Origin of the sequence: Agromyces sp. 3263 (assembly GCF_031456545.1) — a bacterium.
In the GTDB taxonomy this organism is placed as follows: domain Bacteria; phylum Actinomycetota; class Actinomycetes; order Actinomycetales; family Microbacteriaceae; genus Agromyces.
Map to the genome: position 1 here is coordinate 1,123,882 of NZ_JAVDUV010000002.1, position 25,675 is coordinate 1,149,556.

Consider the following 25,675-nt stretch of genomic DNA (forward strand, 5'->3'; position numbering starts at 1 on the left):
TCATCCTACCGAGCGGGCAGGCGGCACCAGTGGGCTTCCCATGAGACTCGGAGGGAACCGCGGGCACCGCCGGGCGTAGGCTCGCGGTGTGGAGCAGCGTGCAGAGCCGCGACGACGCGGGCGCCCACGAGGCGCGAACCGCGACGACACGAAGGCCCGGATCCTCGACGCCGCCGCCGCGGAGTTCGGCGAGCGCGGCTATGAGGGTGCGTCCATCCGCTCGATCGCGCGCCGCGCCGGGGTGGACCCGTCGCTCGTGCACCACTACTTCGAGGACAAGTCGGCGCTCGTCGTGGAGGTCGTCGCGGTGCCGCTGCGCCCCGACCGCCTCGTGCAGGGCGCGCTCGACGGTCCGCTCGAGGAGCTCGGGGCCAGGCTCGTGCGCACGGTGCTCATCGCGTGGGACAACCCCGCGGTGCGTCCCGCGGCGACCGCGGCCATGCGCTCGGCGATCGGGCACGGCCCGGTCGCGCGCATGCTCCGGGAGTTCCTGCGCCGGGAGATCATGCACCGGCTGGCGGGCCGCATCGCCGACGAGGCCGACGCCGAACTGCGGGCGCAACTGGCCGCCTCGCAGCTCGTGGGCGTCATCATGCTGCGCTACGTCCTTGCCTTCGACCCGGTGGCGTCCATGAGCGATGACGAGATCGTGGCGCGCGTCGGTCCAGCCGTGCAGTGGCACCTCACCGGCACCGGTCCGATGCTTGACAGCGCCCCGGTGCGCGCGCACAATTCAGCACATGGTGAATAACGCGGATGCCGCGGCGCCGCCGGCCATCGTGGTCGACGACCTGCACGTGCGCCGCTCCCGCATCCCGGTCCTGCACGGCCTCTCGCTGACCGTGCCGAAGGGTCGCATCGTCGGCCTCCTCGGACCGAGCGGCAGCGGCAAGACCACCCTCATGCGCGCCATCGTCGGCGTGCAGGTGGTCGACTCGGGTCGCATCGCGGTGCTCGGCCTCCCGGCCGGCTCCCGGGAGCTCCGCACCCGCCTGGCCTACGTCACGCAGCAGGCGAGCGTGTACGACGACCTCACGGTGCGGCAGAACCTCGCCTACTTCCGCCGGATCCTCGGCGCACCGGCATCCGACATCGACGCCGTCATCGACCGCACCGACCTCGGCTCGGTGGCCGACCGCCTCGCCGGCGCGCTCTCGGGCGGCCAGCGCGGACGCGTGTCGCTCGCCGCCGCCCTCCTCGGCGCGCCCGAGGTGCTCGTGCTCGACGAGCCGACCGTCGGGCTCGACCCCGTGCTGCGCGTCGAGCTCTGGGACCTCTTCCACCGGCTCGCCGCCGACGGCGCCACCCTGCTCGTGTCGAGCCACGTGATGGACGAGGCCAAACGCTGCGACCGCCTGCTGCTCATGCGCGACGGCGCCCTGCTCGCCGACGACACCGTGCCCGGCGTGCTCGAGGCCACCGGCACCGACGACATCGAGACGGCGTTCCTGCGGCTCATCGAGCGCGGCCAGCCCGACCTGCGACCCGAGTCCGGACGGGAGGCGGCACGATGAACCTCGCGCGCACGTTCGCGACCACCGGCCGGGTGCTCTCGCAGATCCGGCACGACCCCCGCACCATCGGCCTGCTCCTCGTGGTGCCGAGCCTGCTCATCGGCCTCGTCGCCTGGATGTTCACCGACACCGACACCTTCGCCTCGATCGGCCCGGCGATGCTGGCGCTCTTCCCGTTCATCGTGATGTTCCTCGTGACGAGCATCGCGACCCTCCGCGAACGGCGCAGCGGAACGCTCGAGCGGCTGTTCTCGATGCCGCTCGGCAAGGGCGACTTCATCCTCGGCTATGCGCTCGCGTTCGGATTCCTCGCGATCTTCCAGACCGCGATCGCGGTCTCGTTCGCGGTCTGGGTGTGCGGGCTCGAGATCGAGGGGTCACTGGTGCTGCTGTTCGCGGTCGCCATCTGCGACGCCCTGCTCGGGACCGCCCTGGGCCTCCTCGCGAGCGCGTTCGCCCGCACCGAGTTCCAGGTGGTGCAGTTCCTGCCGGTCTTCGTCTTCCCGCAGGTGCTGCTCGGCGGCATCTTCCTGCCCACCGACCAACTGCCGGCGGGCCTCGAGGCGATCAGCGGATGGCTGCCGCTCACCTACGCCATCGACGCGCTAAACGCCGTCTCGACCGGCGACGAGGACACCGCGTGGATCATCTCGAAGCTCCTCGTCGTGATCGCGTGGATCGTCGGCTCGATCGTGCTGGGCTCGGTCACGCTGCGTCGGCGGACTCCGTAGCCGGGGCATCCGTCACGGGGGTCGCCGTCGGGCCGCCGAGCACGCGATCGAGGTAGGCGTTCGCGAAGCGGCGCTCGGGGTCGAGCTCGTCGCGCACCCGCAGGAAGTCGTCGAACCGCGGGTACACGTCGCGCAGCGTCTCACTGGTCTGCGTGTGCATCTTGCCCCAGTGCGGGCGACCCCCGAGTCCGCGCATGATCTCCTCCACGGCGGCGAAGTACTCCCGCGGGTCCTCGCGGTAGTAGCGGTGCACCGCGATGTAGCCGGTGTCCCGGCCGTGCGCCGTCGAGAGCCAGTTGTCGTCGGATGCCGCGGCGCGCACCTCGATCGGGAAGGTGATGTTCCACCCCTTCCGCTCGATGAGCGCCCGCACCTCGCGCACCGCATCCGGCACGGCCTCGAGCGGGATGGCGTACTCCATCTCGCGGAATCGCACCCGGCGCGCACTGGTGAACACCGACGGCGAGAAGTCGGTGAAGTCGCGGTTGCCGCTCAGCTTGTCGGTGAGCCAGGCGAGGTGCGGAGTGAGACGAGGTGCGACCGTCAGGGCGCGGCAGGCGGCCCCGAACAGTCCATTGGCGACGAGCTCGTCGTCCACCCAGCGCGAGACCGGCCCGAGGGGCTTGCGAGGCGCGTCGGCCGGCAGCCGGGTGTTCGTCTTCGTCAGGGCGGTGTCGGTGTGGGGGAACCAGTAGAACTCGAAGTGGTCGTGCGCGCGCACTCGGTCGAGCCACTCGTCGACGACGAGCCCGAACGGCTCGGGGCGCTCGACGGCGTGGAGCACGAACCGGGGCACCAGCTGCAGCGTCACCTCGACGAGCACGCCGAGGGCGCCCAGGCCGACGCGCACGGCGGGCAGCAGCTCGGGTCGCTCGGTCTCGCTGACGGTGAGGAGCTCGCCGGTGCCGGTCACGAGCTTCGCCCCGACGATCTGCGTCGCGAGGCCGCCGAAGCCGAGCCCCGTGCCGTGCGTTCCGGTGGAGGTCGCGCCGGCGATGGTCTGCCGGTCGATGTCGCCCATGTTCGGCAGCGCGAGGCCGTACGGGGCGAGCAGGGCAGGCAGCTGGTGCAGTCGGGTGCCGGCGGCGAGCGTGACCCGGCCGGTCGCGACATCCGCGTCGATGACGCCCGTGAGGTCGCCGAGGTCGAGCTGCACGTCGGGGGCGACGGCGATGCCGGTGAAGCTGTGGCCGGCGCCGACGGGCTTCACGCGCAGGCCGGATGCCGCGGCGGCGGCGACCGCCCGCTGCACCGCCCCGGCCGTGGCCGGCCGTTCCACCCGCACCGGGCGCACCGCCTCGGTGCGGCCCCAGTTGCGCCACAGGTCTCCGCTCGCCGTCACAGGAACGCCTTCCCCTCGCCTCGGTAGGTGGGCACGGTGTCGACCACCGCGTCGCCGTCGACGACGGCGAACGCGTTCAGGTGCTCCGACAGCTCGCCCGACTTGGTGTGCCGGAACCAGACGCGATCGCCCGCACGCAGGCGCCCGGCCGCAGCGCCGGTGACGGGCGTCTGGACTTCACCGGCCGACTCGCGCGGCACCATCGCGAGCCCCTCGGGCCAGACGATGCGCGGCACCCGGTCGGGCCCGGGCGGGCCCGACGCGATCCAGCCGCCGCCGAGGATCGTGGCGTGGGCCGGGCTCGGCGAGCGCACGACGTCGAGGGCGAACGCCGCCGCGGGTGCGGGGGTGAAGTGCGCGTAGCCGTCGAACAGGTGCCCGCCGAAGAGGCCGGAGCCCGCGGCGATCTCGGTGATCGAGGCATCCGCCGCCGTCGCCTCGAGCGAGCCGGTGCCGCCGCCGTTCACGAACTCGAGGTCGGCGTGTCGGCGCACCGCGGCGACCGCACGGGCGCGGCGCTCGAGCAGCTCGGGCAGCGAACGCGACTGCATCCAGCGATTCACCGCTCCGTCGACCGGGCGCCCCGCCGGGCGGTTCACGACGCCGGCGATCTGGGCCTCGTACGACATCATGCCGACGAGCCGGAAGCCGGGCCGTCGCACGATGTAGGCGGCCAGCGCGCCCGCGTCGGCCGGGTCGTGCACGGGCGACCGGCGCACGCCGAGGTGGCCGAGCACCGGGGCGTGCCACGACGCGTCGAGCTCGAGGCAGACGCGGATCTCCTCGCGCTGCGACGGCGGCAGCACGGCGTCGATGAGGTCGAGCTGCTCGGGCGAGTCGACCATGAGGGTGACGCGGCTCGCGAGGTCGGCGTCGCCGGCGAGGCGGCGGATGCTGCCGCGCTCCGCCGTGGGATAGCCGACGACGAGGTCGTCGACCGTGTCGGCGAGCCACAGCGCCTCGGCGAGCGTGTAGGCGAGCACCCCCCGGTAGCCGGGCTGGCGCAGCAGCGCCTCGATGACGCTGCGCACGCGCACGGACTTCGACGCGATGCGGATCGGCGTGCCGTGCGCGCGGCGCAGCATGTCGTGCGCGTTGTGGCGCAGCGCCCCGAGGTGGAGGGCGCCGACCGGGGCGTCGAGCCCGGCCGTGGCGGCGCTGAGGGCGGGCCAGTGGCGTTCGGGCGAACGCCAGGGCGCGGCATCCGTGCCCGTGGTCGTCATGGCGAGGTCGAGGGTCATCAGCGCACGCTCCTGACGCGCGAGACCGCGAGTGCCCCGGCGAACGCGAAGATCGCGCCGAGCACGAAGACGAGCACGAAGGAGCCGGTGGCGACCACGGCCGCGGCGCCGATGAGCGGCCCGACGGCCTGCGGCACCGCCGTGGCGATGTTCATGATGCCGAGGTCCTTGCCGCGCGAGGCGGCGTCGGGCAGCACCTGGGTGGCGAGAGCCTGGTCGACCGAGAGGAAGCAGCCGTATCCGAGCCCGAGGATGCCGGCGGCGACCATCGCGACCGTGAGGTCGGGGAAGCAGGCGAGGAGCAGCGCCGCGACGCCCTGGAGCCCCGAGGCGAGGAACACGAACGCCTTGCGGCGGCCCAGGCGGTCGGAGAGGCGCCCCAGCAGCAGCGACGCGAGGATCACGAACACCATGTAGATGAGCGTGAGCACGATGAGGTCGTCCTCGGCGTGCGGATCGTCGAGCTGGAACATCAGGAAGTACAGCAGGAGGCTCGTGCCGAGCGCGTTGCCGACCGACACGAGCACGCGGCTGAGCAGGGTCCAGCCGAAGTCGGGGTACTTGCGAGGGCTGATCCAGAACCCGGCGAGGATGCCCTTCGCGGTGACCCGCCGACGCTCCGCAGCCGCGAGCGGCTGGTCGTGGCGGAACAGGAACGGCACCGCGAGCACGAGGAGGATCACCGCGAGCAGGAGGTAGCCCAGGGACTGGTCGGTGACGAGCTCGGTCACGAGCAGGAGGCCGACGATGATGCCCACCGCCTGCGGCGCCGACATCCAGCCGGACACGAACCCGCGCTGGTTCACCGGCACCTGGTCGGAGATGGTCGCCGTCAGCGCGGCCGTCATGATGCAGAAGCCGACGGATGCCGCGACCCACGCAGCCCCGATCGCCCAGATCTCGGTCTGCAGCCCGAGCGCGACGAGCGACAGCGCGAAGACGAGGGCGCCGACGACGATCCACGGGCGGCGGCGCCCGAACCGCGACGTGGTGCGGTCGGAGAGCGCGCCCGTGAGGGGGTACGCGATGATCGTGGCGACCGCCGCGACGCCCGAGATCGTGCCGAAGGCCACCACGCTGTCCACCCAGTCCTCGGGGTGCAGCACCGCGTCGATCTGCGCGGGCAGCAGGAGCTGCACCGGGGTGAGTTGCGCCATCCAGACGCCGAGCCACACGGTCGCGAAGGCGCCGATCCAGCCGGCCGAGACGCGGCGCACGGGTTCGGCGAGCGCGGCGAGCGGCTGCCGGTCGCTCGCGGGATGCCCCGGGGTGGGCGGGGCGGGGTCGAGGCTCGTCATCGGGGGTCGGCCATTCTCGAGAGGGCATCGGCGGCCGCACGTGCGACCGCCCGGGCGGCATCGTCGTCGCGATCGACGAGCCAGGTGAGGGTGAGTCCGTCGGTGAACGCCACGAGGACGCGCGCCACGTCGCGGACCGGCAGCCGCCAGTCGATCTCGGCGACGTCGGCCGCCAGCTCGAGGGAGCGCTCGGCGAGCTCGACGTACTTGGCGTACTGGGCGAGTGCGAGGGCGTTGCGCTCGGGCGACCGGAGCGCGTACTGCGTGAGCTCGAGCATCGCCTGCTCGTGCTCGGGATCGGCCTTGAGGTGCTCGAAGTAGCCGAGGATGCCCGATTCGAGCAACTCGGCGAGGCTCTGGCCGGGAACGAGGTCGGGGATGACCGCGAGCTGCTCCCGCGCGACCACGGTCGCGATGAGCTCGTCGATGAGCTCGTCGCGCGAGTCGAACGCATAGTGGAAGCTCGCGAGGCTCATGCCGGCCTCGGCCACGATCGCGCGCGTCGTGGCCTGGGCGATGCCGCGACGCGACACCACGCGCAGGGCCGCCTCGATGAGCGCGGTGCGGCGCTCGGACGCGGGGATGCGGACCACGCGGCTCCTCTCGACTCCATCGCCGACTGAAGTGGGACGATCGTCCCAGTCGGACCAGTATGCACGAAACCCGCCGACCGCGCACGCGCCAGCGGCTACGCTCGCACCATGCGCCTCGGGGTTCTCGACGTCGGTTCCAACACCGTCCACCTGCTCGTCGTCGATGCACATCCCGGCGCCCGCCCCATCCCGACCGCGTCGCACAAGCAGGTGCTCCGGCTCATGCGCTACCTCGAAGCCGACGGCGCCATCAGCGACGAGGGCGTCCGCGCCATCCTCGAGGCGATCGGCAGCGCAGCGGATGCCGCGAAGGAGGCGGGCATCGACGAACTGCTCGCGTTCGCCACCTCCGCCATCCGCGAGGCGACGAACGGCGAGGAGGTGCTCGCCCTCGTCGCCCGGCGCACGGGCGTCGAACTGCAGGTGCTGTCGGGCGACGACGAGGCCCGGCTCACGTTCCTCGCCGTGCGGCGCTGGTACGGCTGGTCGGCCGAGCGGATCCTGCTCTTCGACATCGGCGGCGGCTCGCTCGAGGTCGCGCAGGGCATCGACGAGATCCCGGATGTCGCGCACTCGCTCCCCCTCGGCGCCGGACGCTCGACCATCGCGTTCCTGCCCGACGACCCGCCCTCGACCGAACAGGTCGCCGCGTTGCGCGCCCACGCCCGCGCGGTGCTCGCCGAGGCCGTGGGGTCCTTCCGTGCGCTCCCCGCGCCCGATCACGTCGTCGGCTCGTCGAAGACCATCCGCTCGCTCGCGCGGCTGGCCGGCAGCGTCGAGGACGGCGTCGGCTCCACCGAGCGCTCCGTGCTCACCCGTGAGGGCCTCGACGACTGGACCCCGAGGCTCGCGAAGATCCCCGCCGACGCGCGTCCCGCGCTGCCCGGCATCACCGCCGACCGCACCTTCCAGATCGTCGCGGGCGCCGTCGTGCTCTCCGAGGCCATGCGCGCGTTCAAGGTCGACGAGCTCGAGGTGTCACCCTGGGCGCTCCGCGAGGGCCTCATCCTGCGGCGCCTCGACCGCCTGGGCTGAGGCGGCGCGGCGCCGCAGGGCGGAGTACGCGGCTGCGCGGGAGCCTCGGCGGTGACCGGTGCCCGCGGGCCCTTGCGGCCGTTGCGCCGGTCGGGCGGCGCGGGTCGCGTCATCCGGTCGACAGGTTCGGCAACGCGCGCACGCCGAACTCGTGCCGCAGCGCGCTCAGCGCGGCGTACCACCCGTTCATCCCGGTCACGCCGGGGCCCGGCGGCGTCGAGGCCGACGCCAGGTACACGCCGGGAACAGGCGTGCGCCATGGGTCGGGCGAGCACACCGGTCGGCGCAGCAGTTGCCCGATCGACGGCGTGCCCGAGGCGATGTCGCCGAGGACGTAGTTGGGGTCGTACCGCTCGATGTCCTCCGCGGTGCGACTGGATGCCGCTAGCACGAGGTCGCGGAATCCGGGGGCGAACCGCTCGATCTGCCGCGTGATCGCCTCCCGCTGGTCGAGCGTCGAGCCGCGCGGCACGTGGGTGTACGTCCACAGCACGTGCCGCCCCGCCGGGGCGCGCGAGTCGTCGACGATGGAGGGCTGCGAGACGAGCACGTACGGCGATGGGCTGTGCCGTCCGAGCGCCACGTCGTGTTCGGCGCGCGCGATCTGCGCCCGGGTGCCGCCGACGTGCACGGTGCCCGCTCCGGCGAGGCCGGGGTCGGCCCACGGGACGGGCCCCGAGAGGGCGAAGTCCACCTTCGCGACGCCGTTGCCGTAGCGGAAGCGGCGCAGAGCCCGGGCGTAGGCGCCTGGCACGCTGCGCCCGGCGATTCGGAGGAGTGCTCGCGGGGTCACGTCCGCCAGGATGGCGCGCGCCGACGGCAGTTCGTCGAGCGCCGTCACCTCGGCGTTCGTGGTGATCCGGCCGCCGTGCGCCAGCAGGTCGGCGGCGAGCGCGTCCACGATGGCCTGGCTGCCGCCGACCGGGATCGGCCAGCCTCGGGCGTGGGCGTAGGTGCCGAGCGCGAGACCGGCACCGGCCGGCGCGACCCCCGGCATCGGCAAGATGGTGTGGGCCGCGACCCCGGTGAGCATCGCCGGTGCGACGTCCTCCGCGAAGCGGGCGTTCCACAGGGGCGAGCCCTGCTCCAGTGCCCGGAGGCCGAACCGTACCGCGGTCACCGGATGCGCGGGCACCCCGAGCAGGTTGCTGCCCGTGAAGCCGGCGACGTCGTCGGCGCGTGCCACGAGCGGCGCCATCAGGCGGCGGTACGCCGCGCCGTCCCGGCCGAGTCCCTCCGCGGTCCGGTCGAGGTCGAGGTAGGCGAGCCCGGCCCGGCCGCCGTCGAGCGGATGCCCGTACGAGACCGGCGGCAACCGCAGCTCGATGCGCCGCGCGAGCTGGAACTCGCGGAAGAATCGCGATGCGAGGGCCATCGGATGCACCGCCGAGCAGACGTCGTGCCGGAATCCGGGCAGCGTGAGCTCGGACGTGCGCGCGCCGCCGCCGATCGTCGGGTTGCGTTCGAAGACCTGCACCGAGAGTCCCGACCTCGCGAGCGTGACCGCCGCGGCGAGTCCGTTCGGCCCGGCTCCGACGACGACCGCGTCCACGTCGGTCACCCGCTGCGCCTCCTGGACGCGCCCTCGCGCCCCTCGGCGAGGAACGCCAGCCGCTGCAGGGTCTCCCGATTGCGGACGTAGAGCATGGGATCGGTGAGGAACCGCGGGATCCAGCTGCCCGGACCCTCGACCGGCTCCTCCTGGATCCGGACGATGCATCCGCGCGACCCCTCTCGCACGTCGATCGTCACGCGAGCCTCCCCGATGGGCCACCCCTTGGCGCGCACGACGGCGCGGCGCGGCGGATCCCACTCGAGGCTCACGGTGTCGTCGTCGATGAGCAGCGGCCACACGCCGACCGAGTGGTGGAGCTCGCTGCGCTCGGCCGGCCAGTCCCCGTCCACCGCACGCATCCGCGACGCGCCCACGACCCAGCCCGGGTAGAGCCATCCGTCGGCGAGGACCTCGAACACCGCCTCGGGCGAGCACCGCATGGCGCGAACGTTGCGAGACACTGGGTTCCCCTCCGGGCCGGCCGGTCGCACGACCCACCCCGACGCTAACCGCGCGCCGAGACCGTGTCGCGGGATTGACACCCGGCTGTCAACCCGGTTGTCGGCGAAGTGGAGCGCTTGTGGGATGAACAGACGATCCAGGACGAACCGAGAAGGGCGCACCGACATGAACCAGCCGGCACAGCAGCAGGAGCCTCCGGGCTCCGAGCAGGACATGACCCCGAAGCCCGACCACGGCGAGGAGAGTTACCGGGGATCCGGGCGGCTCGAGGGAAAGGTCGCGGTCATCACCGGCGCCGACAGCGGCATCGGCAAGGCCGTGGCGATCGCCTATGCGCGCGAGGGAGCCGACGTGCTCGTGAGCTACCTCGACGAGCACGAGGATGCCGCGGAGACCTGCCGCTACGTCGAGGAGGCCGGGCGCCGCGCCGTGTCGATCTCGGGCGACCTCGCCGACCCCGCCCACTGCCGCGAGGTCATCGCGAAGGCGGTCTCGGAGTTCGGCCGCATCGACGTGCTCGTCAGCAACGCCGCGTTCCAGATGGACCACCCCACGCTCGAGGAGATCCCCGACGAGGAATGGGATCGCACCATCGCGGTCAACCTGAGCGCGTTCTTCCACCTCGTCAAGGCGGCACTGCCGCACCTGGGCGAGGGCGCCTCGATCATCGGCTCCTCCTCGGTGAACTCCGACATGCCGTCGCCGTCGCTGATCCCCTACGCCGCGACGAAAGCCGGCATCGCGAACATGACCGCGTCCCTGGCCCAGCTGCTCGCCGAGCGGGGCATCCGGGCCAACAGTGTCGCACCGGGACCGGTGTGGACGCCGCTCATCCCGTCGACGATGCCGCCCGAGAAGGTGGAGAGCTTCGGACAGCAGGTCCCGATGAAGCGCCCGGCGCAGCCCGCCGAGCTCGCGCCGGTCTACGTGCTGCTCGCCTCCGATGAGGCCAGCTACGTGTCGGGCGCCCGCATCGCCGTCACCGGAGGGAAGCCGATCCTCTGAGGCCGCGAATCGCGACGAGCGGATGCCGCAGCCGGCCGGCTGCGGCATCCGTCATCGTGTGACCGGGACTCGCCTCAGAGGTCGTCGACCCACTCGGGGAGGTCGTCGGTCCCCGACGCCGCGGATGGGACATTCCGCGTAGGCTGCAGCCGCGCGGTCATGGCCGCGAGGTGCGCCAGGACGTCGGGGTCGCGCAACTCGCCGAACGGGGAATCGGCGGGCTTCGCCATGATCTGGCTCGCGGGGCCGACGAGCACCTTGACCATCTGGCGCTCCCCGTCGTCGTCGAGCGTGGGGATCTCCACCGTCGACGCGGTCTCGCTCTGTGCAAGTGCCTGGCTGTAGGTGAGCAACGCCTCGGCAATCTCATCGCCGGTCAGCAACTCGCCCCCGGCGTACACGATCGTCATCACGAGATACAGGATGCCGCCGCGCAGGGCCGTTCGGGAGCGGCTTGACGGCCACGATCCGGCGCGTTATGCGGGCCGAACCCACCGCGCCCACCCCCGCGCCAGCTCGCGAGCGAGGCCTATTCGGCGCTCACCGCTCCCTCGTGGTGCGGGGTGCCGACCGGCTTGGACTCGGAGCTGCCACGCTGCCGCAGCACGATCGACAGGGCCACCATGCTGCCCACCGCGAGGAACTCGGACTGCCAGTTCTGCAGCGTCCGGTTCCAGAAGTCGGCGGAGAGGAGGTACTCCCCGAAGGTGAGGAGGTCCTGCCCGTGCTCCGCCTGCTCGGCGTTGAACACGGTGTGGCCGGCGATGCCCTGCGCGAGCCACGACAGCACGAAGATCGCGCCCATGGTGATGAGGAGCGAGTTGCTGTACACCGTCTGCCGCCAGCCCGTCGCCTTCGCCCAGGACGGCGACTCGGGCTCGGCGTACCGACCCACCTTCTGCTCCTCGTCGCTGCCGATGCCCTCGTGCCCGACCTCCTTCGATTCCGGCGACCCGGCCTGCACGAGCCAGATCGTCGCGAAGATGAAGAGGAAGAACTGCAGGTACTCGGACTGCCAGTTCTCGGCCACGTCGACGACGAACTCCGACGACGTCACGAAGTCGAGCCACGTCACGGCCGCGGCGCCGTGCGCGAGCTGCTCCTCGTTGAACGAGATCAGCCCGGCGATCGACTGGCCGATGAGCGCGAGCACGAAGAGCACGGCGAAGAAGATGCTGAGCGAATGCTGCCGGATGCGCACGCTGATCACCGCCCCGAGAGCCCGATGCCGAGCATGTAGACGAGACCGACGGCGATGCCGACGATCCATGTCGTCGAGAGGACCTTCATGCCGCGAAGATAACGCCGGTCCGGGCGACGCGGCAGCGGGTTGACGGAGCGCGGTCGCGGTGCTCCCGCTGGGATTCGAACCCAGACTCGAGCGAGTTTAAGTCGCCTGCCTCTGCCGATTGGGCTACGGGAGCGCGGCGCCGGCAGGGCCGGCGCCACGCACCCACACTACTTCGCGGTCCACCGCCGTCGTGCGGCGAGGATCAGCGCACCGAGCAGGGCAGCCAGGGTGCCGACCGTCATCAGCGTCACCGTCGCCGCAGTGCCGGTCGAAGCCAACCCGGCCGGCCCCGGCGGCACGAGCGGCGCGACCGGGATCGGCGGCACCGGCAGCACGTCGAACGACACGCTCGCGATGTCGCTCTCCACCGTGCCCTCCTGCGGCGTCGACGCCGTCGCGGTCGCCGAGTTCTCCACCCGCCCGGCCGTGAGATCCGCCGCCGTGGTCACGTACGTCCCCACGCACTCGAGGGACGCACTCGGGGCGAGCTCATCCTCCGGACACACGATCACTGGAGGGGTCCCTGTGCCGGTGAACGACGCCTCGGCGATGGCGATCCCCGACAGCGTGATCGCCCCCGTGTTCGTCACCGTGAACGTGTACGTCACCGTGGTGCCCGCCCCGATCACCGCGACCGGATCGACGGACTTCACCAGCGCGAGCGAGGCGACCGCGTCGACCGCGACGGTGGCGATGTCCTCCGTGGACGACATCATCGACCCCGACGGTGGCACGCCGGACGCGGCTGCCGAGTTGACCAGGTTGCCGCCGTCGATGTCCGCTTGCGTCACGGTGTACGTCGCGGTGCAGGTCACCGAGGCGTCGGGCAGCAACTCGGCTGCCCCGGCTGGGCACACCGCGGCGGACAACGGGCCGCTTCCGGTGAACGAGCCCTCCGTCACCATGACGTCGTCGATGGTGACATTGCCCGTGTTGGTGATCAGGAACGAGTACGTGATCTCCTGTCCAGGGGCCGTGACCGTCGTCGGGTCGGAGGTCTTGTCCATCGACAACGACGGCGAGGCCACGAAGGTGATGGGAGCCACGGACGGCGTGGCCGTCACCACGGGCCCGACCGGCGGGGTCGCGCTCGCGGACGCCGTGTTGATGACCGAACCGGAGTCGATGTCGGCCTGGGTCAGCGCGTACGTCGCGGTGCACGTCACGTCGTCGCCCGGCGCCAGGGACGCGATCTCGGCCGGCGGGCACGTGATCACCGGCGCGGTGCCAGTGCCGGTGAACTCGACCTCGCTGACCGCGACATCCGACAGCGTCACGTTGCCGGTGTTCCCGACGATGAACGAGTACGTCACGATCTCGCCCGCCTCCGTGAACCCACCGGGGCCGGCGGTCTTCACGACCGTCATCGCGGGGGCGGGCTCGATCGTCGTCGAGGTCGAATCAGGCGCGGACTCGACCGACCCGGCCAGATCCGACGTGGCACTCGCCGTGGCCGTGTTCTCGATCGACCCCTCGTCGACGTCCGCCTGCGAGAGCGTGTACGTCGCCGTGCAGGTGACCGTCGCGCCCGGGATCAGCGTGTTCGTGGGGCAGCTCACAGCCGAGACGGTGCCCGAACCGGTGAACAGCGCCGCATCCTCCGCGACGGCCACGTCATCGAGCGTGACGTTCCCCGTGTTGGTCAGCAGGAACGAGTAGGTGACGACCTGTCCGGCCGCGGTGTACGGACCAGGACTGGCGGTCTTGTCCAGGCTGATGCCGGGCTCCGCCGCGGTCGGGATCGCCAACGTCGTCGCGGTCGCCGTCACGTCGGCACCATCGGGGTCGTCGCCGGTCACGGTCGCCGCGTTCTCGACGCCGCCGTTGTCGACGTCGTCCTGCTCGACCGTGTACGTCGCCGTGCACAGCAGCTGGTCGCCGGGCAACAGCTCGGTCACGGGGTCGCACACCAGTGCAGACAGCGTGCCGGCACCGGTGAACCCGACGTCGGCGACGACGGGGTCGGTGATCGCCACGTTGCCGGTGTTCGTCACCACGAACGAGTACGTCACCTCGGTCCCCACGTCGAAGCTGTCGGGATCCGACGGCGTCGCGGACTTGACGATCGAGAGTGATGGCGCGATCGGGATCTCGACGAGCGTCGACGCGGTGCCGCCGTCTGGCAACGTGGCCACGTTCGACAGCACTCCGTCGCCGGCGAGCGTGAGCGTGACCGAATAGCCGATCGTCACCGATTCGCCCACTCCGAGAGGTCCCGACCAGCTCAGCTCGTCGCCCACGACCGTCGGCGGCGGGGCGCTCCCCGACGAGGTCGCGTCGCCGTTGTACGTCCCGTCGTCGGTGATCCCCGACAGGTCATCGGTGAATGACGCCGGATCGGCCGCCGTGTACGGTGTCCCCCCGCTGTTCCGGACGGTCACGGCGTAGTTCACGATGTCGCCCGCCCGCGACGCCACGGTCGCCGTGGAGGTCTTCGAGATCTCGAGCGCCGCCGGCGCGACGAACGTCACCGTCGCACAGGTGCTCGGCGGGTCCAGCCCGACGACCGCGGAGAGATTCGTGGGACAGTTCTGGTAGTTCTGCGGCGCCTCCAGCGTCGGCGTCGTGGCCGCCGTCACATCGACCGTGAACGTGCAGAACGGCACACCCGCGGGGATGTCGCCCGCCAAGCCGATCGTGCCGCCCCCCGTCGCCGCCGTCACGACCCCGTTCGCGCAGGTCGACGACGCGTTCGACGGACTCGCCACGACCAGGCCGGGCTGCAGGTTGTCGGTCGCCGACCATCCCACCTTCGACGCCAGCTCCGCGGTGTTCGTCACCGTGAAGGTCAGCGTCGACACCCCGTCGAAGTCCGGGGTCGAGAACGACTTGTCCAACGAGGGCGTCACGTCGAGGATGCGGATGTCGTCGAACGCCGCGTCATTCCCCAAGCCGCCGCCGGTGAGATTGCGCATGACGATCCCCACGGAATTCGAGGTCGTGATGAACGAGGTCGAGGCCGGGAAGATGCCCGCCCGCACCTCGGTCCGGTTGTCGCCACCTTGGATGGGCGGTGTGGTGACCACCGTGGCCCCTCGAGGATCGGTGCACGGGTTGATCGGCGCGCCGATGGGAAGCTGCGTGACGCCCTCCTTGAGCGAGAACTGAAGACGGGGTTGGTCCGTGAGGTTGCAGTTCAGCGCGGAGGCGCTGACCGAGAAGGTGAGGAATCGAGACGGCGTCGGCAGCGGAATCGGGCTCACCGTCTCGAACATGACGCCGTTGTTGGCGCCGCCGCCGATCGAGAACGCCGCGTTCGCACTGTTCGTCAACGGGTTCGCCGATCCGTTGATCAGTCCGATTCCGTACGTGAGCTTCCGGAGCGAATTGAACCAGAGATCGCCGTTCGAGCCGTCGGAGTTGCACATGCCCGCGAGCTTCGTGTTCGTCGACGACGTGACGAACCCGTTGCATCGCGCGATGGAACTCCAGAACGCGTCAGCCGTGTAGGTGCCGCCGATGCTGGACACGTAGCTCGTGAGCAGCGTCGGAGTGCCGACGTCCGGAGCGTTCTCGAAATCCTCCTGGAACACCACGGTCGGCGGCGCCGGCTCTCCCGGATCGCCGGGAGCGGCGACCGCCGGCGCCGGAGCGCCGAGGGGATCGACGGACGTCAACTGCTCGAGCGCGACGGAGCCGGCGCCGATGAGACCGCCGACCACCACCAGCGCACAGAAGCGGAGCATGGCGCGATTCGAGCGCTCGCCCACGTGTGCTCCCACAGGAACCCCCCAGTGTGGTGACGCGATATCGCGCCCGTTCCCCCCGGAACTCTCGCATTGTTGCACGGCGCCCACCACCGGAGCAAGGATTCCTCACTCTGGCAGAAACGCACGAATCCGGCGTGAGTCACCCGGAGGCGCCTCACGCCGGATCGGCGGTTCGTGGGACTGCTACTTGGCGGCGACGGGCTCGGCCGCGTCGGCCTTGGCGTCCGAGGACGTGGTCTCGGCCGCCTTCGCCTCGGCCGGCTTGGCCTCGGCAGGCTTGGCCTTGGCCTTCACGGCCTTCGGCGCTGCGGCACTGGATGCCGCGACCGGCGCGGGCGCGGGCGCCGAGGCCGCGGGCTTCGGACGCGCGGCGAACAGCTCGAACTGGGCGCGCGGCTGCTGCAGTGCGGGAAGGCCGACGATGTCGCGGCCGAGCCAGAAGTTGTTCCACCAGCCCCAGAAGACGCGGAACTTGCGCTCCCAGCTCGGCATGGCGAGGCCGTGGTAGCCGCGGTGTGCGAACCAGGCGAGCAGGCCCTTGATCGCGAGCTTGCCCGACTGGAACACGCCCTGGCCGACGCCGAGGCCGGCGACGGCGCCGAGGTTCTTGTGGAAGTACTCCTTCGGCTCCTCGCCGCGCAGCACCGCCACGATGTTCTTCGCGAGGAGCTTGCCCTGTCGCACCGCGTGCTGCGCGTTGGGCACGCAGTAGCCGCCCACGCCGCCGCCCGAGAGGTCGGGGACCGCGGCGATGTCGCCGGCAGCCCACGCGTCGGGCACGAAGTCGTCCTCGTCGCCCACGCGGAGGTCGGCACGGGTCTGCACGCGGCCGCGCTCCTCGACGGGGAGGTCGCTCGAGCGCACGATGGCCGGGTTCGCCATGACGCCGGCCGTCCACACGATCAGGTCGGTCTCGAAGGTCTCGCCCGTCGAGAGCTCGATCTTGCCGTCGACCGCGCTCGTGAGCTGCGTGTCGAGGTGGATCTCGGCGCCGCGCTGGGCGAGGTGCTTGATGACCCAGTGGCTCGTCTCGAGGGACACCTCGGGCATGATGCGGCCCATCGCCTCGATGAGGTGGAAGTGCGTCTCGTCGAAGGTGATCTGGGGGTAGTACTCGAGCAGCGAGCTGGCGAACGAGCGCAGCTCGGCGAAGACCTCGATGCCGGCGAATCCGCCGCCGACGACGACGAACGTGAGCAGGCGCTCGCGCTCGGGACCCGGCGGGAGCGTCGACGCCTTGTCGAAGTTGTCGAGCACCCGGTCGCGGATGAACACGGCCTCTTCGATCGACTTCAGGCCGACCGCGTTCTCGGCGATGCCGGGGATCGGGAAGGTGCGCGAGACGGCGCCGCCGGTGACGACGATGACGTCGTACTCGAACTCCCACGGCTCACCGACCTCGGGCGTGATCGTCGCCGTCTTCGACGCGTGGTCGACGTGGGTGACCTTCGCGGTGACCACGTTGGTCTTCTTGAGGTGGCGGCGCTGCGCGACCACCGCGTGACGGGGCTCGATGGAGCCGGCCGCGACCTCGGGGAGGAACGGCTGGTAGGTCATGTACGGCAGCGGGTCGACGATCGTGACCTCGGCCTCGCCGGGCCGCAGCCACTTCTCGAGCTTCCACGCCGTGTAGAACCCCGCATAACCACCGCCGACGATGAGAATCTTGGGCACGGTGAATGGACTCCTCATATTTCTGGTGCGTGCGGCCTGGTGCGTGCGATCACTGCTCGCGATTGCGGACAGTCCGCCTGGAATGCCGAGTGGCGCCGATGCCCAACAGCGCTGCTAGCGTACCAAACCCCGCGACCAACGAGAGCGGCACCGTGATATACGCCAGCGTCCACGCCGTGGGCAGGAGGGTCTGCGCGCCGTCCGACCTCGGCGGGGGCGGATCGGCGATCGGCACGATCACCTGCTCCTCACTGTCGGGCGCGGTGGTCGGGGCATCCGCTCGCCGGTGGATGGTGATCCATTCCGCAAGGCTCCCGAGGGGGCTCGAGTCGACCTCGGGCACGTCCGCGGTGAGCGCCTCGACCGGGTCGATGATGCCCCAACCGTAGAGCGGGCTGGGCACGTTCTCCTGCCCGTGCCGATCGGCCGTGCGAATGAGTCGTTCGATGACGTTCGCGGCGTCGAGGTCGGGGTACTCGCTGCGGATGAGGGCCACCAGGCCCGAGACGATCGGCGCCGCGGCGCTCGTGCCGTCCCACTGCACGTAGCTGCCGTCGGGCAGGGCGCCGACGAGGTCCTCGCTCGGGGCCGCCACCGCGATCGTGATGCCCTGCGAGCTGGCGTCGAAGCTCGCGTTCTTGTCGCGGTCGACGCCCGCCACGGTGAGCACGCCGGGGATCGTGGCGGGTGCGCCGACCTCGCTCGTGCCGCTCCCCCGGTTGCCGGCCGCCGCGACGACCACGACGTCGTTCTCGAACGCGTACGTGAACGCGTCGTCCCAGCTCTCGGGCCAGTCGCGGGTGTTCCGCGTCAGCGACATGTTGATGACGTCGGCGCCGTTGTCGACCGCCCACCGCACCGCCTCGGCGATCTGGTCGTCGTTCGACTTCACCGCACCCGTGTCCTGCCCGAACGCGACAGACGCCGAGAGCAGGTCGGCCTTCGGAGCGACGCCGATGACGCCGTTGCCCTCGCCGGTGCCGCGACCCGCGAGGAGGGACGCGACCAGGGTGCCGTGGTCGGGGTCGTCACCGACGGGCGTCTGCCCGTCGGGCGTGCCGAGGCCCGAGACATCCGTGCCGCCGACGACGGCACCGCGCAGCTCGGCGACGTCGCCGCTCACCCCGGTGTCGATGATCGCGACGGTCACGCCCTCGCCCTGCGAGCTGTTCCACGCCGTCGTGAAGCCGTAGTCGGTGAGCCAGTACTCGAGGTCGCGCACCGTGTCGGCGTGGGCCGGTGCCGCGCCCGCGAGCGCGAGGACGGTGGCCGCCGCGGCGGCCGCGGCGGCCTTCGCGACGACGGCGAACGGGCGGCGAGCCCGTGCGGTCACGGACGACCGCCGGTCTCGTCGTCGGCGGGGTCGGCCGGGTCGGGCAGGTCCACGCCGTAGTCGGGGCACTGGCAGACGCTCGGCGACCACGGCGAGCGCTCGAGCGCGAGATCACCCATCGGGTTCGCGCCCGGCCCCGCCGAGAGCGAATGCGCGGCCAGCGCGTGCAGGCACTTCACCCGCGTCGGCATGCCGCCCGCGGAGATGCCCGCGATCTCCGCGACCACCCCGATGGACTCGCGGTCGGCAAGGTAGTCGCGGTGGGCGCGCTCGTAGGCGGCGCGCACCTCGTCGTCGGAGGCGAGCAGCTCGGAGCACTCGACCATGAGCTGCCCGGCCTCCAGGAACGACATCGCCGCGGTCGCCGCGGGATGCGTCAGGTAGTACAGGGTCGGGAACGGCGTGCCGTCGGACAGGCGCGGTGCGGTCGCGACCACGGTCGGAGCCCCGCACGCGCAGCGCGCCGGGATGCCGACGACGTCGCGCGCGGGCCGCCCGAGTTGCGCCGACACGATGCGGATGTCGCGCTCGCTCACGGGCTCGAAGGGCGGGCGGGTCATCGCGCGCCTCCCTCGGCGGGCGCCGGGGCATCCGTCGACGTCGGGGCGAGTCCCGCCGTCATCACGGAGTCGAGCAGCGTGCGCATCCAGTCGCCCTTCGATTCGGTCACATCTGCCGAGACCTCTGCGGCGGCATCCGCCTTGGCCGCCTCGGTCCGGTCGTCGATGACGAGGTAGCTCACCTCGCCGGGCATCACGTAGTACAACCGCTCGCGTGCCTGGGTCATGATGAACGTCTCGTCGTTCCAGCGTTCGCGCTCATCCCGCAGCCGCTGCACCTCGTCCTCCTGCTGGGAGACCGAGGCCCGCAACTCGGCGATCTGCTGCCGCTGCTGCGCGAACGCCGCGATGGTCGGCGCCAGCACGACCACGGCGAGCACGAGCACTCCCATCATGATGACGGAGAAGCCTGAGAATCGGATGCCGCTGAGCCAGCCTGCGCGGTCGGCGCCGGCCGCTCCACCGGCACCGCCCGAGCCGGCGGAGGCCCCGCGCCGGGTGCGTGCGCGCGGCGGCTTCGTGGTGCTCGACTTCGGCGCGGACTTCGAGGCGGGCGTCTTCGCGGCGGTGGCCTTCGTGCCTGCGGCCTTGGCCGCGGGAGTCTTCGCGCCGCCGGCGCCGCTGGCCTTGCCGGTCTTGCGGGTCGTGCCGGTCTTGCCGGTCTTGCCGGCCGAGGACGATCCCGGCTTGGCCGTCGCGCCCCCGGCGCCGCTCGCCTTCGGGCGCGGCGACGACAGCGCCTCGGCGTTGGCCGGCCGACGCGGCACGCCCGACGAGCGCGGAGGGCGCGGAGCATCCGGATGCATCGCCCCTCCTCACTCTCCCAGGAAGCACGACGGGGACGGCCCCACGGCCGCCCCCGTCACGATCAGGCTGGTCAGGCCGTGAATCGGGGGAACGCGGAGCGACCCGCGTACACCGCGGCCTCGCCGAGCTCTTCTTCGATCCTCAGGAGCTGATTGTACTTCGCGACGCGCTCCGACCGGGCGGGCGCGCCCGTCTTGATCTGGCCGCAATCGGTCGCCACCGCGAGGTCGGCGATGGTCGTGTCCTCGGTCTCGCCCGAGCGGTGGGAGAGCACCGCGGTGTAGCCGGCGCGCTGCGCGAGCTTCACGGCGTCGAGCGTCTCGGTCAGCGTGCCGATCTGGTTGACCTTGACGAGGATCGAGTTGCCGGCGCGCTTGGCGATGCCGTCGGCGAGGCGCTTCGGGTTGGTGACGAACAGGTCGTCGCCGACGAGCTGCAGCTTCGAGCCCAGCTGCTCGGTGAGCGCCGCCCAGCCCTCCCAGTCGTCCTCGGCGAGCGGGTCTTCGATGGAGATGAGTGGGTAGGCGGCGGCGAGCTCGCCGTAGTACGCGCTCATCTCTGCCGACGTGCGGTCCTTGCCCTCGAAGCGGTAGACGCCGTTCTCGAAGAACTCGGTGGCCGCGACATCCAGGCCGAGCGCGATGTCGGTGCCGAGCGTGAAGCCCGCCTTGCCGATCGCCTCGGCGATGAAGTCGAGCGCGTCGCGGTTCGACGCGAAGTCGGGCGCGAAGCCGCCCTCGTCGCCGAGGCCGGTGGACAGGCCCTTCGACTTCAGCAGGCTCTTCAGCGCGTGGTAGGTCTCGACGCCCCAGCGGAGGCCCTCGGAGTAGGTGGGCGCGCCGATCGGCAGCACCATGAACTCCTGGATGTCGACGCCGGTGTCGGCGTGCGCGCCCCCGTTGATGATGTTCATCATCGGCACGGGCAGCACGTGCGCGTTCGGGCCGCCGAGGTAGCGGAACAGCGGGAGGTCGGCCGAGTCGGCGGCGGCCTTGGCGACCGCGAGGCTCACGCCGAGGATGGCGTTGGCGCCGAGGCGGCTCTTGTTGTCGGTGCCGTCGGCCTCGATGAGGGCGGCGTCGACGAGGCGCTGGTCGGCGGCGTCGAGGTCTTCGACGGCGGGGCCGAGGTCGTCGAGCACGGCGTCGACGGCCTTCTGCACGCCCTTGCCGAGGTAGCGGTCGCTGTCGCCGTCGCGCAGCTCGTACGCCTCGAAGGCGCCGGTCGACGCGCCCGAGGGCACCGCCGCACGGGCCAGCGAGCCGTCGTCGAGCAGCACCTCGACCTCGACGGTCGGGTTGCCGCGCGAGTCGAGAATCTCGCGGGCGCCTACAGCTTCGATGAATGCCACAGTGAACTCCTCTGTGATGGGGGGTGTGCGTCGGACGACTCCGTCGTGATCCGCAGGCCAGTCTAGTAATGCTCACGACTCGTGTTTGGACCGCGGTCGGGGCGCGACGCTGCGGGGACAGTGGGTCGACGGATGCCGCGGGCGCGCGGCATCCGTGCGCGGCATCCGCCCGTCACCCTCGCGTCACCCGCACCGAGAGTGCGCTGATCGTTAGTCCGTCGGCCTTGCACCCGCGATCTGCGCACTCTCGGCGCGTCAGCCTCCCGCGAGTGCGATGTGCTGCCGGATTCGGGCGATGAACTGCTCGCTGTCGGCGAAGACGTCGTCGGCGGTCACGCGGATGACGGTCCAGCCCGCAGCGGCCAGCGCCCGATGCCGTCGGATGTCCGCCTGCCAGGCCCGCCGGTCGGTGCGATGCCCGTCGCCCTCGTACTCGAGCGCGATCCTCCACTCGGGGTAGGCGAGATCGGGGTGGATCACCCCCATCTCCGCCACCGCGATCGGCTGGTTGATGACGGGCTCGGGCAGGCCGGCGGCGATGACGAGCAACCTCGTGTGGCTCTCGGGACGCGACTCCGCGCCGATCCTGACACGCGGGAGCGCCCACCGGAGACGCCGTGATCCACGCCGCGCGCCCCAGGCGTCAACCGCCGTCGAGAGCTCGGTCGGCGTCGAGTGGGCCGCACGTCGGATCCCGCCCCGCCGTGGGCCGGTCACCAGCGCATCGCCGACCGCGACGAGGTCCTCGCGAGACAGGTCGGCGGCGAGCTGGCACCAGAGCAGTGGCGGGTCGACGATGGGGAGTCCGTGCTGGATGATGACCGGCACCGGTCGATCGCTCCGGTGGCCGACAGCGCCGCGCGTGCGGGTCGGACACGTTCCCGGGGGCGCGATGACGTGGAGAGCTCTGAGCTCCCCCGACGCCCCTCCACGACGCGTCGACGACGGAAGCGGAAGTCCGAGCAACTCGGCAGCGGTGGCATGGCTGAAGGCTTCACCGGGGCGGAGCAGCGGCGAGAAGGCACGACAGCGATCGATGACCTCGCCGAGGTCGAGACCGACCGACCTCACGCCCGTGAACGGCCGCTGCAGGTCCGAGGCGCGGAGCCGGCCCGGCGTCGCCTCGTGGAACTCCGTCTCGCGCACGAGGAACGCCGAGCCGCGGATGTGGACGGGGAGCGGGGTGCGGCGGGTCATCCGCCCACCATGCGCCACCACTGGTCCGTGGGGCGTCGTCTCTCCACAGGCTGGCCGCCCGCAGCCCCGAAAGCGCGCACCTCGCGGGTCCCCGCCGCGAGTACCCGCGATTCGCGCGATCTCGGGGTCGGGCGGGGGGCGCCGGGCGCGCGGGCCGCGCGGCGGCATGGCGCCGCGCGCGGCGGCTACGCGCCGAGGTCGCGGAACGCGAGCGACGAGGCATCCGTCGTCTCGGTCGTCACGGTCGCGAACGCGTCGAAGCCGTCGGCGGTGACCCGGTCGAGCAGCGCGCGCAGGTTCTTCACGCGGCGCTCGAACCGCACGCGGGCGCCGGATGCCACGAGCTCGTGCTTCAGCGCGAGGAGCGCCGCCGGCTCGACCTCGGCGTCGTACACGAGCACGACCGCGCGGGGACGCGCCTCGTCGCGCACCGCGAGCAGGTCGACGATGCGCTCGAAGCCGATCGAGAAGCCGCACGCGGCCACCTCCTGGCCGAGGAAGCGCCCGATCATGTGGTCGTAGCGTCCTCCGCCGCCGAGCGAGTAGCCCAGGTCGGGGTGGGCGATCTCGAAGATGGTGCCCGTGTAGTAGCCCATGCCGCGCACGAGGGTGGGGTCGAACTCGATCGCCGCGTCGGGCAGCGCCTCGCGCAGCGCGAGGAGGTCGCGGTACGCGTCGAGGTCGAGCCAGGCGGGTGGTCGGACGACCCCGTCGTGCAGGTGCCAGTCGGCCGAGGTCAGCGCCTCGAGCTCGGCCGCGACATCCGTGCGGTCGTCGATGACGCCGAGCGCGGCGAGCTCGGCCGCGACTCCCCCGACCCCGATCTTGTCGAGCTTGTCGATCGTGATGAGCGCCCGCTCCCGGAGCTCGTCGGGCACCCCCCACGAGCCGAGGATGCCCGCGAGGATGCGCCGGTCGTTGATGCGGATGGTGCAGCCGCCGAGGCCGAGGGCGTCGAGCGTCGCGAGGGTCGCGGTGAGCAGCTCCAGCTCGGCGAGCGGACCGGCCTCGCCGATGATGTCGATGTCGCACTGCACGAACTGGCGGTAGCGGCCCTTCTGCGGGCGCTCGGCACGCCAGACCGGCGCGATCTGGATCGACCGGAACACCGGCGGCAGCGCAGCGCGGTGCGTGGCGTAGAACCGGGCGAGGGGCACCGTGAGGTCGTAGCGCAGGCCGAGGTCGGCGAGCGAGAGCGCGTCGCCGGATGCCGCGGCCGCGGCGAGGTCGTCGGGCGTCAGGCCGCGCTTCATCACGGCGAAGGCGAGCTTCTCGTTGTCGCCGCCGAGGCCGGCGTGCAGCCGTGAGGAGTCCTCCATCACGGGCGTCTCGATCTCGTCGAAGCCGTGCGCCGCGTACACGCCGCGGATCACGCCGAGCGCGTGCTCGCGGCGGGCCTTCTCGGCGGGGAGGAAGTCGCGCATGCCGCGCGGAGGGGTGACGGATGCGGCCATGCCGACCATTCTTCCAGCACGCGGCCGCCGCCCGTGGCGGATCGGCACGAGCGCACGGCCTCAGCCGAACAGGTCGAGGTCGACTCCGCGAGCCCGCGCCGCCCGCTGCAGCGCGTCGGCCTCGTCGATGCCCACGGCGACGTACACGTGCAGCCCGTCGGCGTCGTCGCGCACGAGGTACTCGAAGTCGATCGTGACGATCACGTCGTCGTCGCCGTCGAGGTGGCTCCAACGCACGCGCACCATCGCGATGAGGTCGGTGAGCGCGGTCATGGAGCGGATCTCGGGCACCGCGGACTCGAGGCCCAGGCGCCGGTAGAGCGGGTACGACGCCTCGAACGCCGCCGACAGGTCGGCGCGGCTCTCGAGCGCGCCTGCGAAGTCGTCGGTGACGATCATCCCGGGCAGCCCCCACAGCTCGGCGGTGGCGTCCGCGTCGAACTCGCGCAGCGCTGCGGCGTACGCATCGAAGTACTCGGCGAGCCGCTCCTCCTCGATCCCCATGGCGCCTCCCCATCCGTTGAGCCGACGGTACGCCGACCGCGGTGCTGCGCGCGACCCCTCCGACGGCGGATGCCGCAGCAGTCGCTTCGGTGCGGGCGACCCGCCGCGGGCCGGATGCCGCGTCACCGCGCTGCCCTTGTCGACCGTCGTGGCCCCGCCTAGGCTCGCGATCGTGCGCGTGCTCATCGCCGGCGCGACCGGCGTCCTCGGCTCCCTTCTGCTCCCCGCCCTCCTCTCGGACGGCCATACGGTGGTCGGCACGACCCGGCACGCCGATCGGCGCCGGGCGATCCTCGACGCCGGCGGCGAACCGGTCGCCATGGACGCACTCGATCCCGCCTCCGTCGCCGCGGCCATCGCCGCGGCGCGTCCCGACGCGATCGTGCACCTGCTCACCGACCTGTCGGGCCGCGACTGGGCGGGCAATGCGCGCCTCCGCGTGGAGGGCACGGCGAACCTCGTCGACGGCGCACTCGAGGCCGGCGTGGACCGGATGATCGCCGAGAGCGTCTCCTGGCGGTACGAGCCGGGCGAACGACCCGCGACCGAGGATGAGCCGGCAGCCGTCGACCCGGTCACCGGCGGCCCGGTCTACGCGCCCGTCGAGTCGCTCGACCGCGACCTCGCGCGGATGCCGCACGGCACCGTGCTGCGATACGGGCTCCTCTACGGGGCGGGCACCTGGTACGCGCCCGACGGCATGCTCACGCGCGAGGCGGGAGCGGGCCGCGTGGTGGCGACGACCGATCACACGAGCTGGATCCACGTCGACGACGCCGTGGCGGCGACCGTGCTCGCCCTCGACTGGCCGGCCGGCGCGGTGAACGTGGTCGACGACGACCCCGCCCGACTGGCCGACTGGGGTCCGGTACTCGCCGAACGCGGCGGCTACGCGGGCGACGCGCTGGAGCTCGTGGCCGGCGCGCCGGGCCGGGCCGCCGACAACGGCCTCGCGCGCTCGCTCGGCTGGTCCCCGTCGCGCCCATCGTGGCGCGACGGGCTCGGGCTCGACTGAACG

General features: G+C 71.9%; 23 protein-coding genes and 1 tRNA gene. 6 read left to right on the top strand and 18 right to left on the bottom strand.

From position 1 onward, the window contains the following. Positions 1 to 88 precede the first annotated feature (88 nt). The 3 genes from J2X63_RS18500 to J2X63_RS18510 are packed head-to-tail and all read left to right on the top strand — an operon-like array spanning position 89 to position 2,245. Positions 89 to 751, top strand: coding sequence for a TetR family transcriptional regulator (locus tag J2X63_RS18500; protein ID WP_309979983.1), 663 nt, complete (start codon positions 89 to 91; stop codon positions 749 to 751). Beyond that, on the top strand, positions 741 to 1,514 hold the full coding sequence (locus tag J2X63_RS18505; RefSeq protein WP_309979985.1) for an ABC transporter ATP-binding protein: 774 nt from the start codon (positions 741 to 743) through the stop codon (positions 1,512 to 1,514). Before J2X63_RS18500 ends, J2X63_RS18505 begins: the two co-directional genes overlap by 11 nt. Further along, positions 1,511 to 2,245, top strand: coding sequence for an ABC transporter permease (locus J2X63_RS18510; RefSeq protein WP_309979987.1), 735 nt, complete (start codon positions 1,511 to 1,513; stop codon positions 2,243 to 2,245). The genes J2X63_RS18505 and J2X63_RS18510 overlap by 4 nt, the downstream gene beginning before the upstream one ends. Here the strand turns inward: J2X63_RS18510 and J2X63_RS18515 are convergent. Genes J2X63_RS18515 through J2X63_RS18530 form a run of 4 tightly spaced genes read right to left on the bottom strand, consistent with a single transcriptional unit; the run spans position 2,220 to position 6,719 of the window. Further along, a complete protein-coding gene (locus J2X63_RS18515) occupies positions 2,220 to 3,587 on the bottom strand; it encodes a D-arabinono-1,4-lactone oxidase (RefSeq protein WP_309979989.1) in 1,368 nt (455 codons plus the stop codon). The genes J2X63_RS18510 and J2X63_RS18515 overlap by 26 nt on opposite strands. Next, complete coding sequence (locus J2X63_RS18520; RefSeq protein WP_309979991.1) at positions 3,584 to 4,828, bottom strand: alanine racemase; 1,245 nt, start codon at positions 4,826 to 4,828, stop codon at positions 3,584 to 3,586. Before J2X63_RS18520 ends, J2X63_RS18515 begins: the two co-directional genes overlap by 4 nt. Beyond that, entirely contained in the window at positions 4,828 to 6,126 is a 1,299-nt protein-coding gene (locus J2X63_RS18525; RefSeq protein ID WP_309979993.1) for an MFS transporter, read from the bottom strand. The genes J2X63_RS18520 and J2X63_RS18525 overlap by 1 nt, the downstream gene beginning before the upstream one ends. Beyond that, positions 6,123 to 6,719, bottom strand: coding sequence for a TetR family transcriptional regulator (locus tag J2X63_RS18530; RefSeq protein ID WP_309979995.1), 597 nt, complete (start codon positions 6,717 to 6,719; stop codon positions 6,123 to 6,125). The genes J2X63_RS18525 and J2X63_RS18530 overlap by 4 nt, the downstream gene beginning before the upstream one ends. Positions 6,720 to 6,827: 108 nt before the next feature. Between J2X63_RS18530 and J2X63_RS18535 the strand changes: the two genes are divergently transcribed. Then, entirely contained in the window at positions 6,828 to 7,754 is a 927-nt protein-coding gene (locus J2X63_RS18535) for a Ppx/GppA phosphatase family protein (protein WP_309979997.1), read from the top strand. Positions 7,755 to 7,863: 109 nt separating this feature from the next. On the opposite strand, the gene J2X63_RS18540 is transcribed toward J2X63_RS18535, so the two are convergent. Both J2X63_RS18540 and J2X63_RS18545 read right to left on the bottom strand, forming a co-directional pair. Further along, entirely contained in the window at positions 7,864 to 9,315 is a 1,452-nt protein-coding gene (locus tag J2X63_RS18540) for an NAD(P)/FAD-dependent oxidoreductase (protein ID WP_309979999.1), read from the bottom strand. Next, positions 9,312 to 9,770, bottom strand: a complete 459-nt coding sequence (locus tag J2X63_RS18545) for an SRPBCC family protein (RefSeq protein WP_309980001.1) — start codon at positions 9,768 to 9,770, stop codon at positions 9,312 to 9,314. Before J2X63_RS18545 ends, J2X63_RS18540 begins: the two co-directional genes overlap by 4 nt. A gap of 166 nt (positions 9,771 to 9,936) precedes the next feature. Here J2X63_RS18545 and J2X63_RS18550 point away from each other — a divergent pair, with 166 nt between their 5' ends. Beyond that, positions 9,937 to 10,776 carry an SDR family oxidoreductase gene (locus tag J2X63_RS18550; protein WP_309980003.1) on the top strand — a complete coding sequence of 280 codons (840 nt, stop codon included), beginning with the start codon at positions 9,937 to 9,939 and terminating at the stop codon, positions 10,774 to 10,776. Between the two features lie 74 nt (positions 10,777 to 10,850). On the opposite strand, the gene J2X63_RS18555 is transcribed toward J2X63_RS18550, so the two are convergent. From J2X63_RS18555 to J2X63_RS18610, 12 genes are all read right to left on the bottom strand, one after another. After that, positions 10,851 to 11,186, bottom strand: a complete 336-nt coding sequence (locus tag J2X63_RS18555; protein ID WP_309980004.1) for a hypothetical protein — start codon at positions 11,184 to 11,186, stop codon at positions 10,851 to 10,853. A gap of 119 nt (positions 11,187 to 11,305) precedes the next feature. Beyond that, entirely contained in the window at positions 11,306 to 11,983 is a 678-nt protein-coding gene (locus J2X63_RS18560) for a DUF6766 family protein (protein ID WP_309980201.1), read from the bottom strand. 143 nt (positions 11,984 to 12,126) lie between these two features. Continuing rightward, a tRNA-Leu gene (locus J2X63_RS18565) sits at positions 12,127 to 12,200 on the bottom strand. Between the two features lie 34 nt (positions 12,201 to 12,234). Next, positions 12,235 to 15,753, bottom strand: coding sequence for a hypothetical protein (locus J2X63_RS18570; protein ID WP_309980007.1), 3,519 nt, complete (start codon positions 15,751 to 15,753; stop codon positions 12,235 to 12,237). A 207-nt stretch (positions 15,754 to 15,960) separates the two neighbouring features. Continuing rightward, complete coding sequence (locus tag J2X63_RS18575) at positions 15,961 to 17,451, bottom strand: NAD(P)/FAD-dependent oxidoreductase (protein ID WP_309980009.1); 1,491 nt, start codon at positions 17,449 to 17,451, stop codon at positions 15,961 to 15,963. Positions 17,452 to 17,500: 49 nt separating this feature from the next. After that, positions 17,501 to 18,784, bottom strand: a complete 1,284-nt coding sequence (locus J2X63_RS18580; protein ID WP_309980011.1) for a S8 family serine peptidase — start codon at positions 18,782 to 18,784, stop codon at positions 17,501 to 17,503. Then, positions 18,781 to 19,344: a DUF501 domain-containing protein gene (locus J2X63_RS18585; RefSeq protein ID WP_309980013.1), complete on the bottom strand. Its 564-nt coding sequence runs from the start codon at positions 19,342 to 19,344 to the stop codon at positions 18,781 to 18,783. The genes J2X63_RS18580 and J2X63_RS18585 overlap by 4 nt, the downstream gene beginning before the upstream one ends. Beyond that, on the bottom strand, positions 19,341 to 20,150 hold the full coding sequence (locus J2X63_RS18590; RefSeq protein ID WP_309980015.1) for a septum formation initiator family protein: 810 nt from the start codon (positions 20,148 to 20,150) through the stop codon (positions 19,341 to 19,343). Before J2X63_RS18590 ends, J2X63_RS18585 begins: the two co-directional genes overlap by 4 nt. Before the next feature lie 71 nt (positions 20,151 to 20,221). Further along, the gene (gene eno / locus J2X63_RS18595; protein ID WP_309980017.1) at positions 20,222 to 21,502 is read right to left on the bottom strand and encodes a phosphopyruvate hydratase; all 1,281 of its coding nucleotides are present in this window, start codon (positions 21,500 to 21,502) and stop codon (positions 20,222 to 20,224) included. A 255-nt stretch (positions 21,503 to 21,757) separates the two neighbouring features. Next, positions 21,758 to 22,699, bottom strand: coding sequence for a DUF559 domain-containing protein (locus J2X63_RS18600; protein ID WP_309980019.1), 942 nt, complete (start codon positions 22,697 to 22,699; stop codon positions 21,758 to 21,760). A gap of 185 nt (positions 22,700 to 22,884) precedes the next feature. Beyond that, positions 22,885 to 24,153, bottom strand: a complete 1,269-nt coding sequence (gene hisS / locus J2X63_RS18605; RefSeq protein WP_309980021.1) for a histidine--tRNA ligase — start codon at positions 24,151 to 24,153, stop codon at positions 22,885 to 22,887. A 60-nt stretch (positions 24,154 to 24,213) separates the two neighbouring features. Next, on the bottom strand, positions 24,214 to 24,843 hold the full coding sequence (locus J2X63_RS18610) for a hypothetical protein (RefSeq protein ID WP_309980023.1): 630 nt from the start codon (positions 24,841 to 24,843) through the stop codon (positions 24,214 to 24,216). Between J2X63_RS18610 and J2X63_RS18615 the strand changes: the two genes are divergently transcribed. Next, entirely contained in the window at positions 24,830 to 25,672 is an 843-nt protein-coding gene (locus J2X63_RS18615) for an NAD(P)-dependent oxidoreductase (protein ID WP_309980025.1), read from the top strand. The genes J2X63_RS18610 and J2X63_RS18615 overlap by 14 nt on opposite strands. Positions 25,673 to 25,675 lie beyond the last annotated feature (3 nt).

Excerpts from the sequence above, each read along its gene's own strand:
- J2X63_RS18505 (WP_309979985.1), top strand. The coding sequence starts at position 741 with ATGGTGAATAACGCGGATGCCGCGGCGCCGCCGGCCATCGTGGTCGAC.
- J2X63_RS18510 (WP_309979987.1), top strand. The coding sequence starts at position 1,511 with ATGAACCTCGCGCGCACGTTCGCGACCACCGGCCGGGTGCTCTCGCAG.
- J2X63_RS18520 (WP_309979991.1), bottom strand. The coding sequence starts at position 4,828 with ATGACCCTCGACCTCGCCATGACGACCACGGGCACGGATGCCGCGCCC.
- J2X63_RS18525 (WP_309979993.1), bottom strand. The coding sequence starts at position 6,126 with ATGACGAGCCTCGACCCCGCCCCGCCCACCCCGGGGCATCCCGCGAGC.
- J2X63_RS18535 (WP_309979997.1), top strand. The coding sequence starts at position 6,828 with ATGCGCCTCGGGGTTCTCGACGTCGGTTCCAACACCGTCCACCTGCTC.
- J2X63_RS18550 (WP_309980003.1), top strand. The coding sequence starts at position 9,937 with ATGAACCAGCCGGCACAGCAGCAGGAGCCTCCGGGCTCCGAGCAGGAC.
- J2X63_RS18555 (WP_309980004.1), bottom strand. The coding sequence starts at position 11,186 with ATGACGATCGTGTACGCCGGGGGCGAGTTGCTGACCGGCGATGAGATT.
- J2X63_RS18570 (WP_309980007.1), bottom strand. The coding sequence starts at position 15,753 with ATGCTCCGCTTCTGTGCGCTGGTGGTGGTCGGCGGTCTCATCGGCGCC.
- J2X63_RS18585 (WP_309980013.1), bottom strand. The coding sequence starts at position 19,344 with ATGACCCGCCCGCCCTTCGAGCCCGTGAGCGAGCGCGACATCCGCATC.
- J2X63_RS18590 (WP_309980015.1), bottom strand. The coding sequence starts at position 20,150 with ATGCATCCGGATGCTCCGCGCCCTCCGCGCTCGTCGGGCGTGCCGCGT.
- J2X63_RS18600 (WP_309980019.1), bottom strand. The coding sequence starts at position 22,699 with ATGACCCGCCGCACCCCGCTCCCCGTCCACATCCGCGGCTCGGCGTTC.
- hisS (WP_309980021.1), bottom strand. The coding sequence starts at position 24,153 with ATGGCCGCATCCGTCACCCCTCCGCGCGGCATGCGCGACTTCCTCCCC.
- J2X63_RS18610 (WP_309980023.1), bottom strand. The coding sequence starts at position 24,843 with ATGAGCACGCGCACGATCGCGAGCCTAGGCGGGGCCACGACGGTCGAC.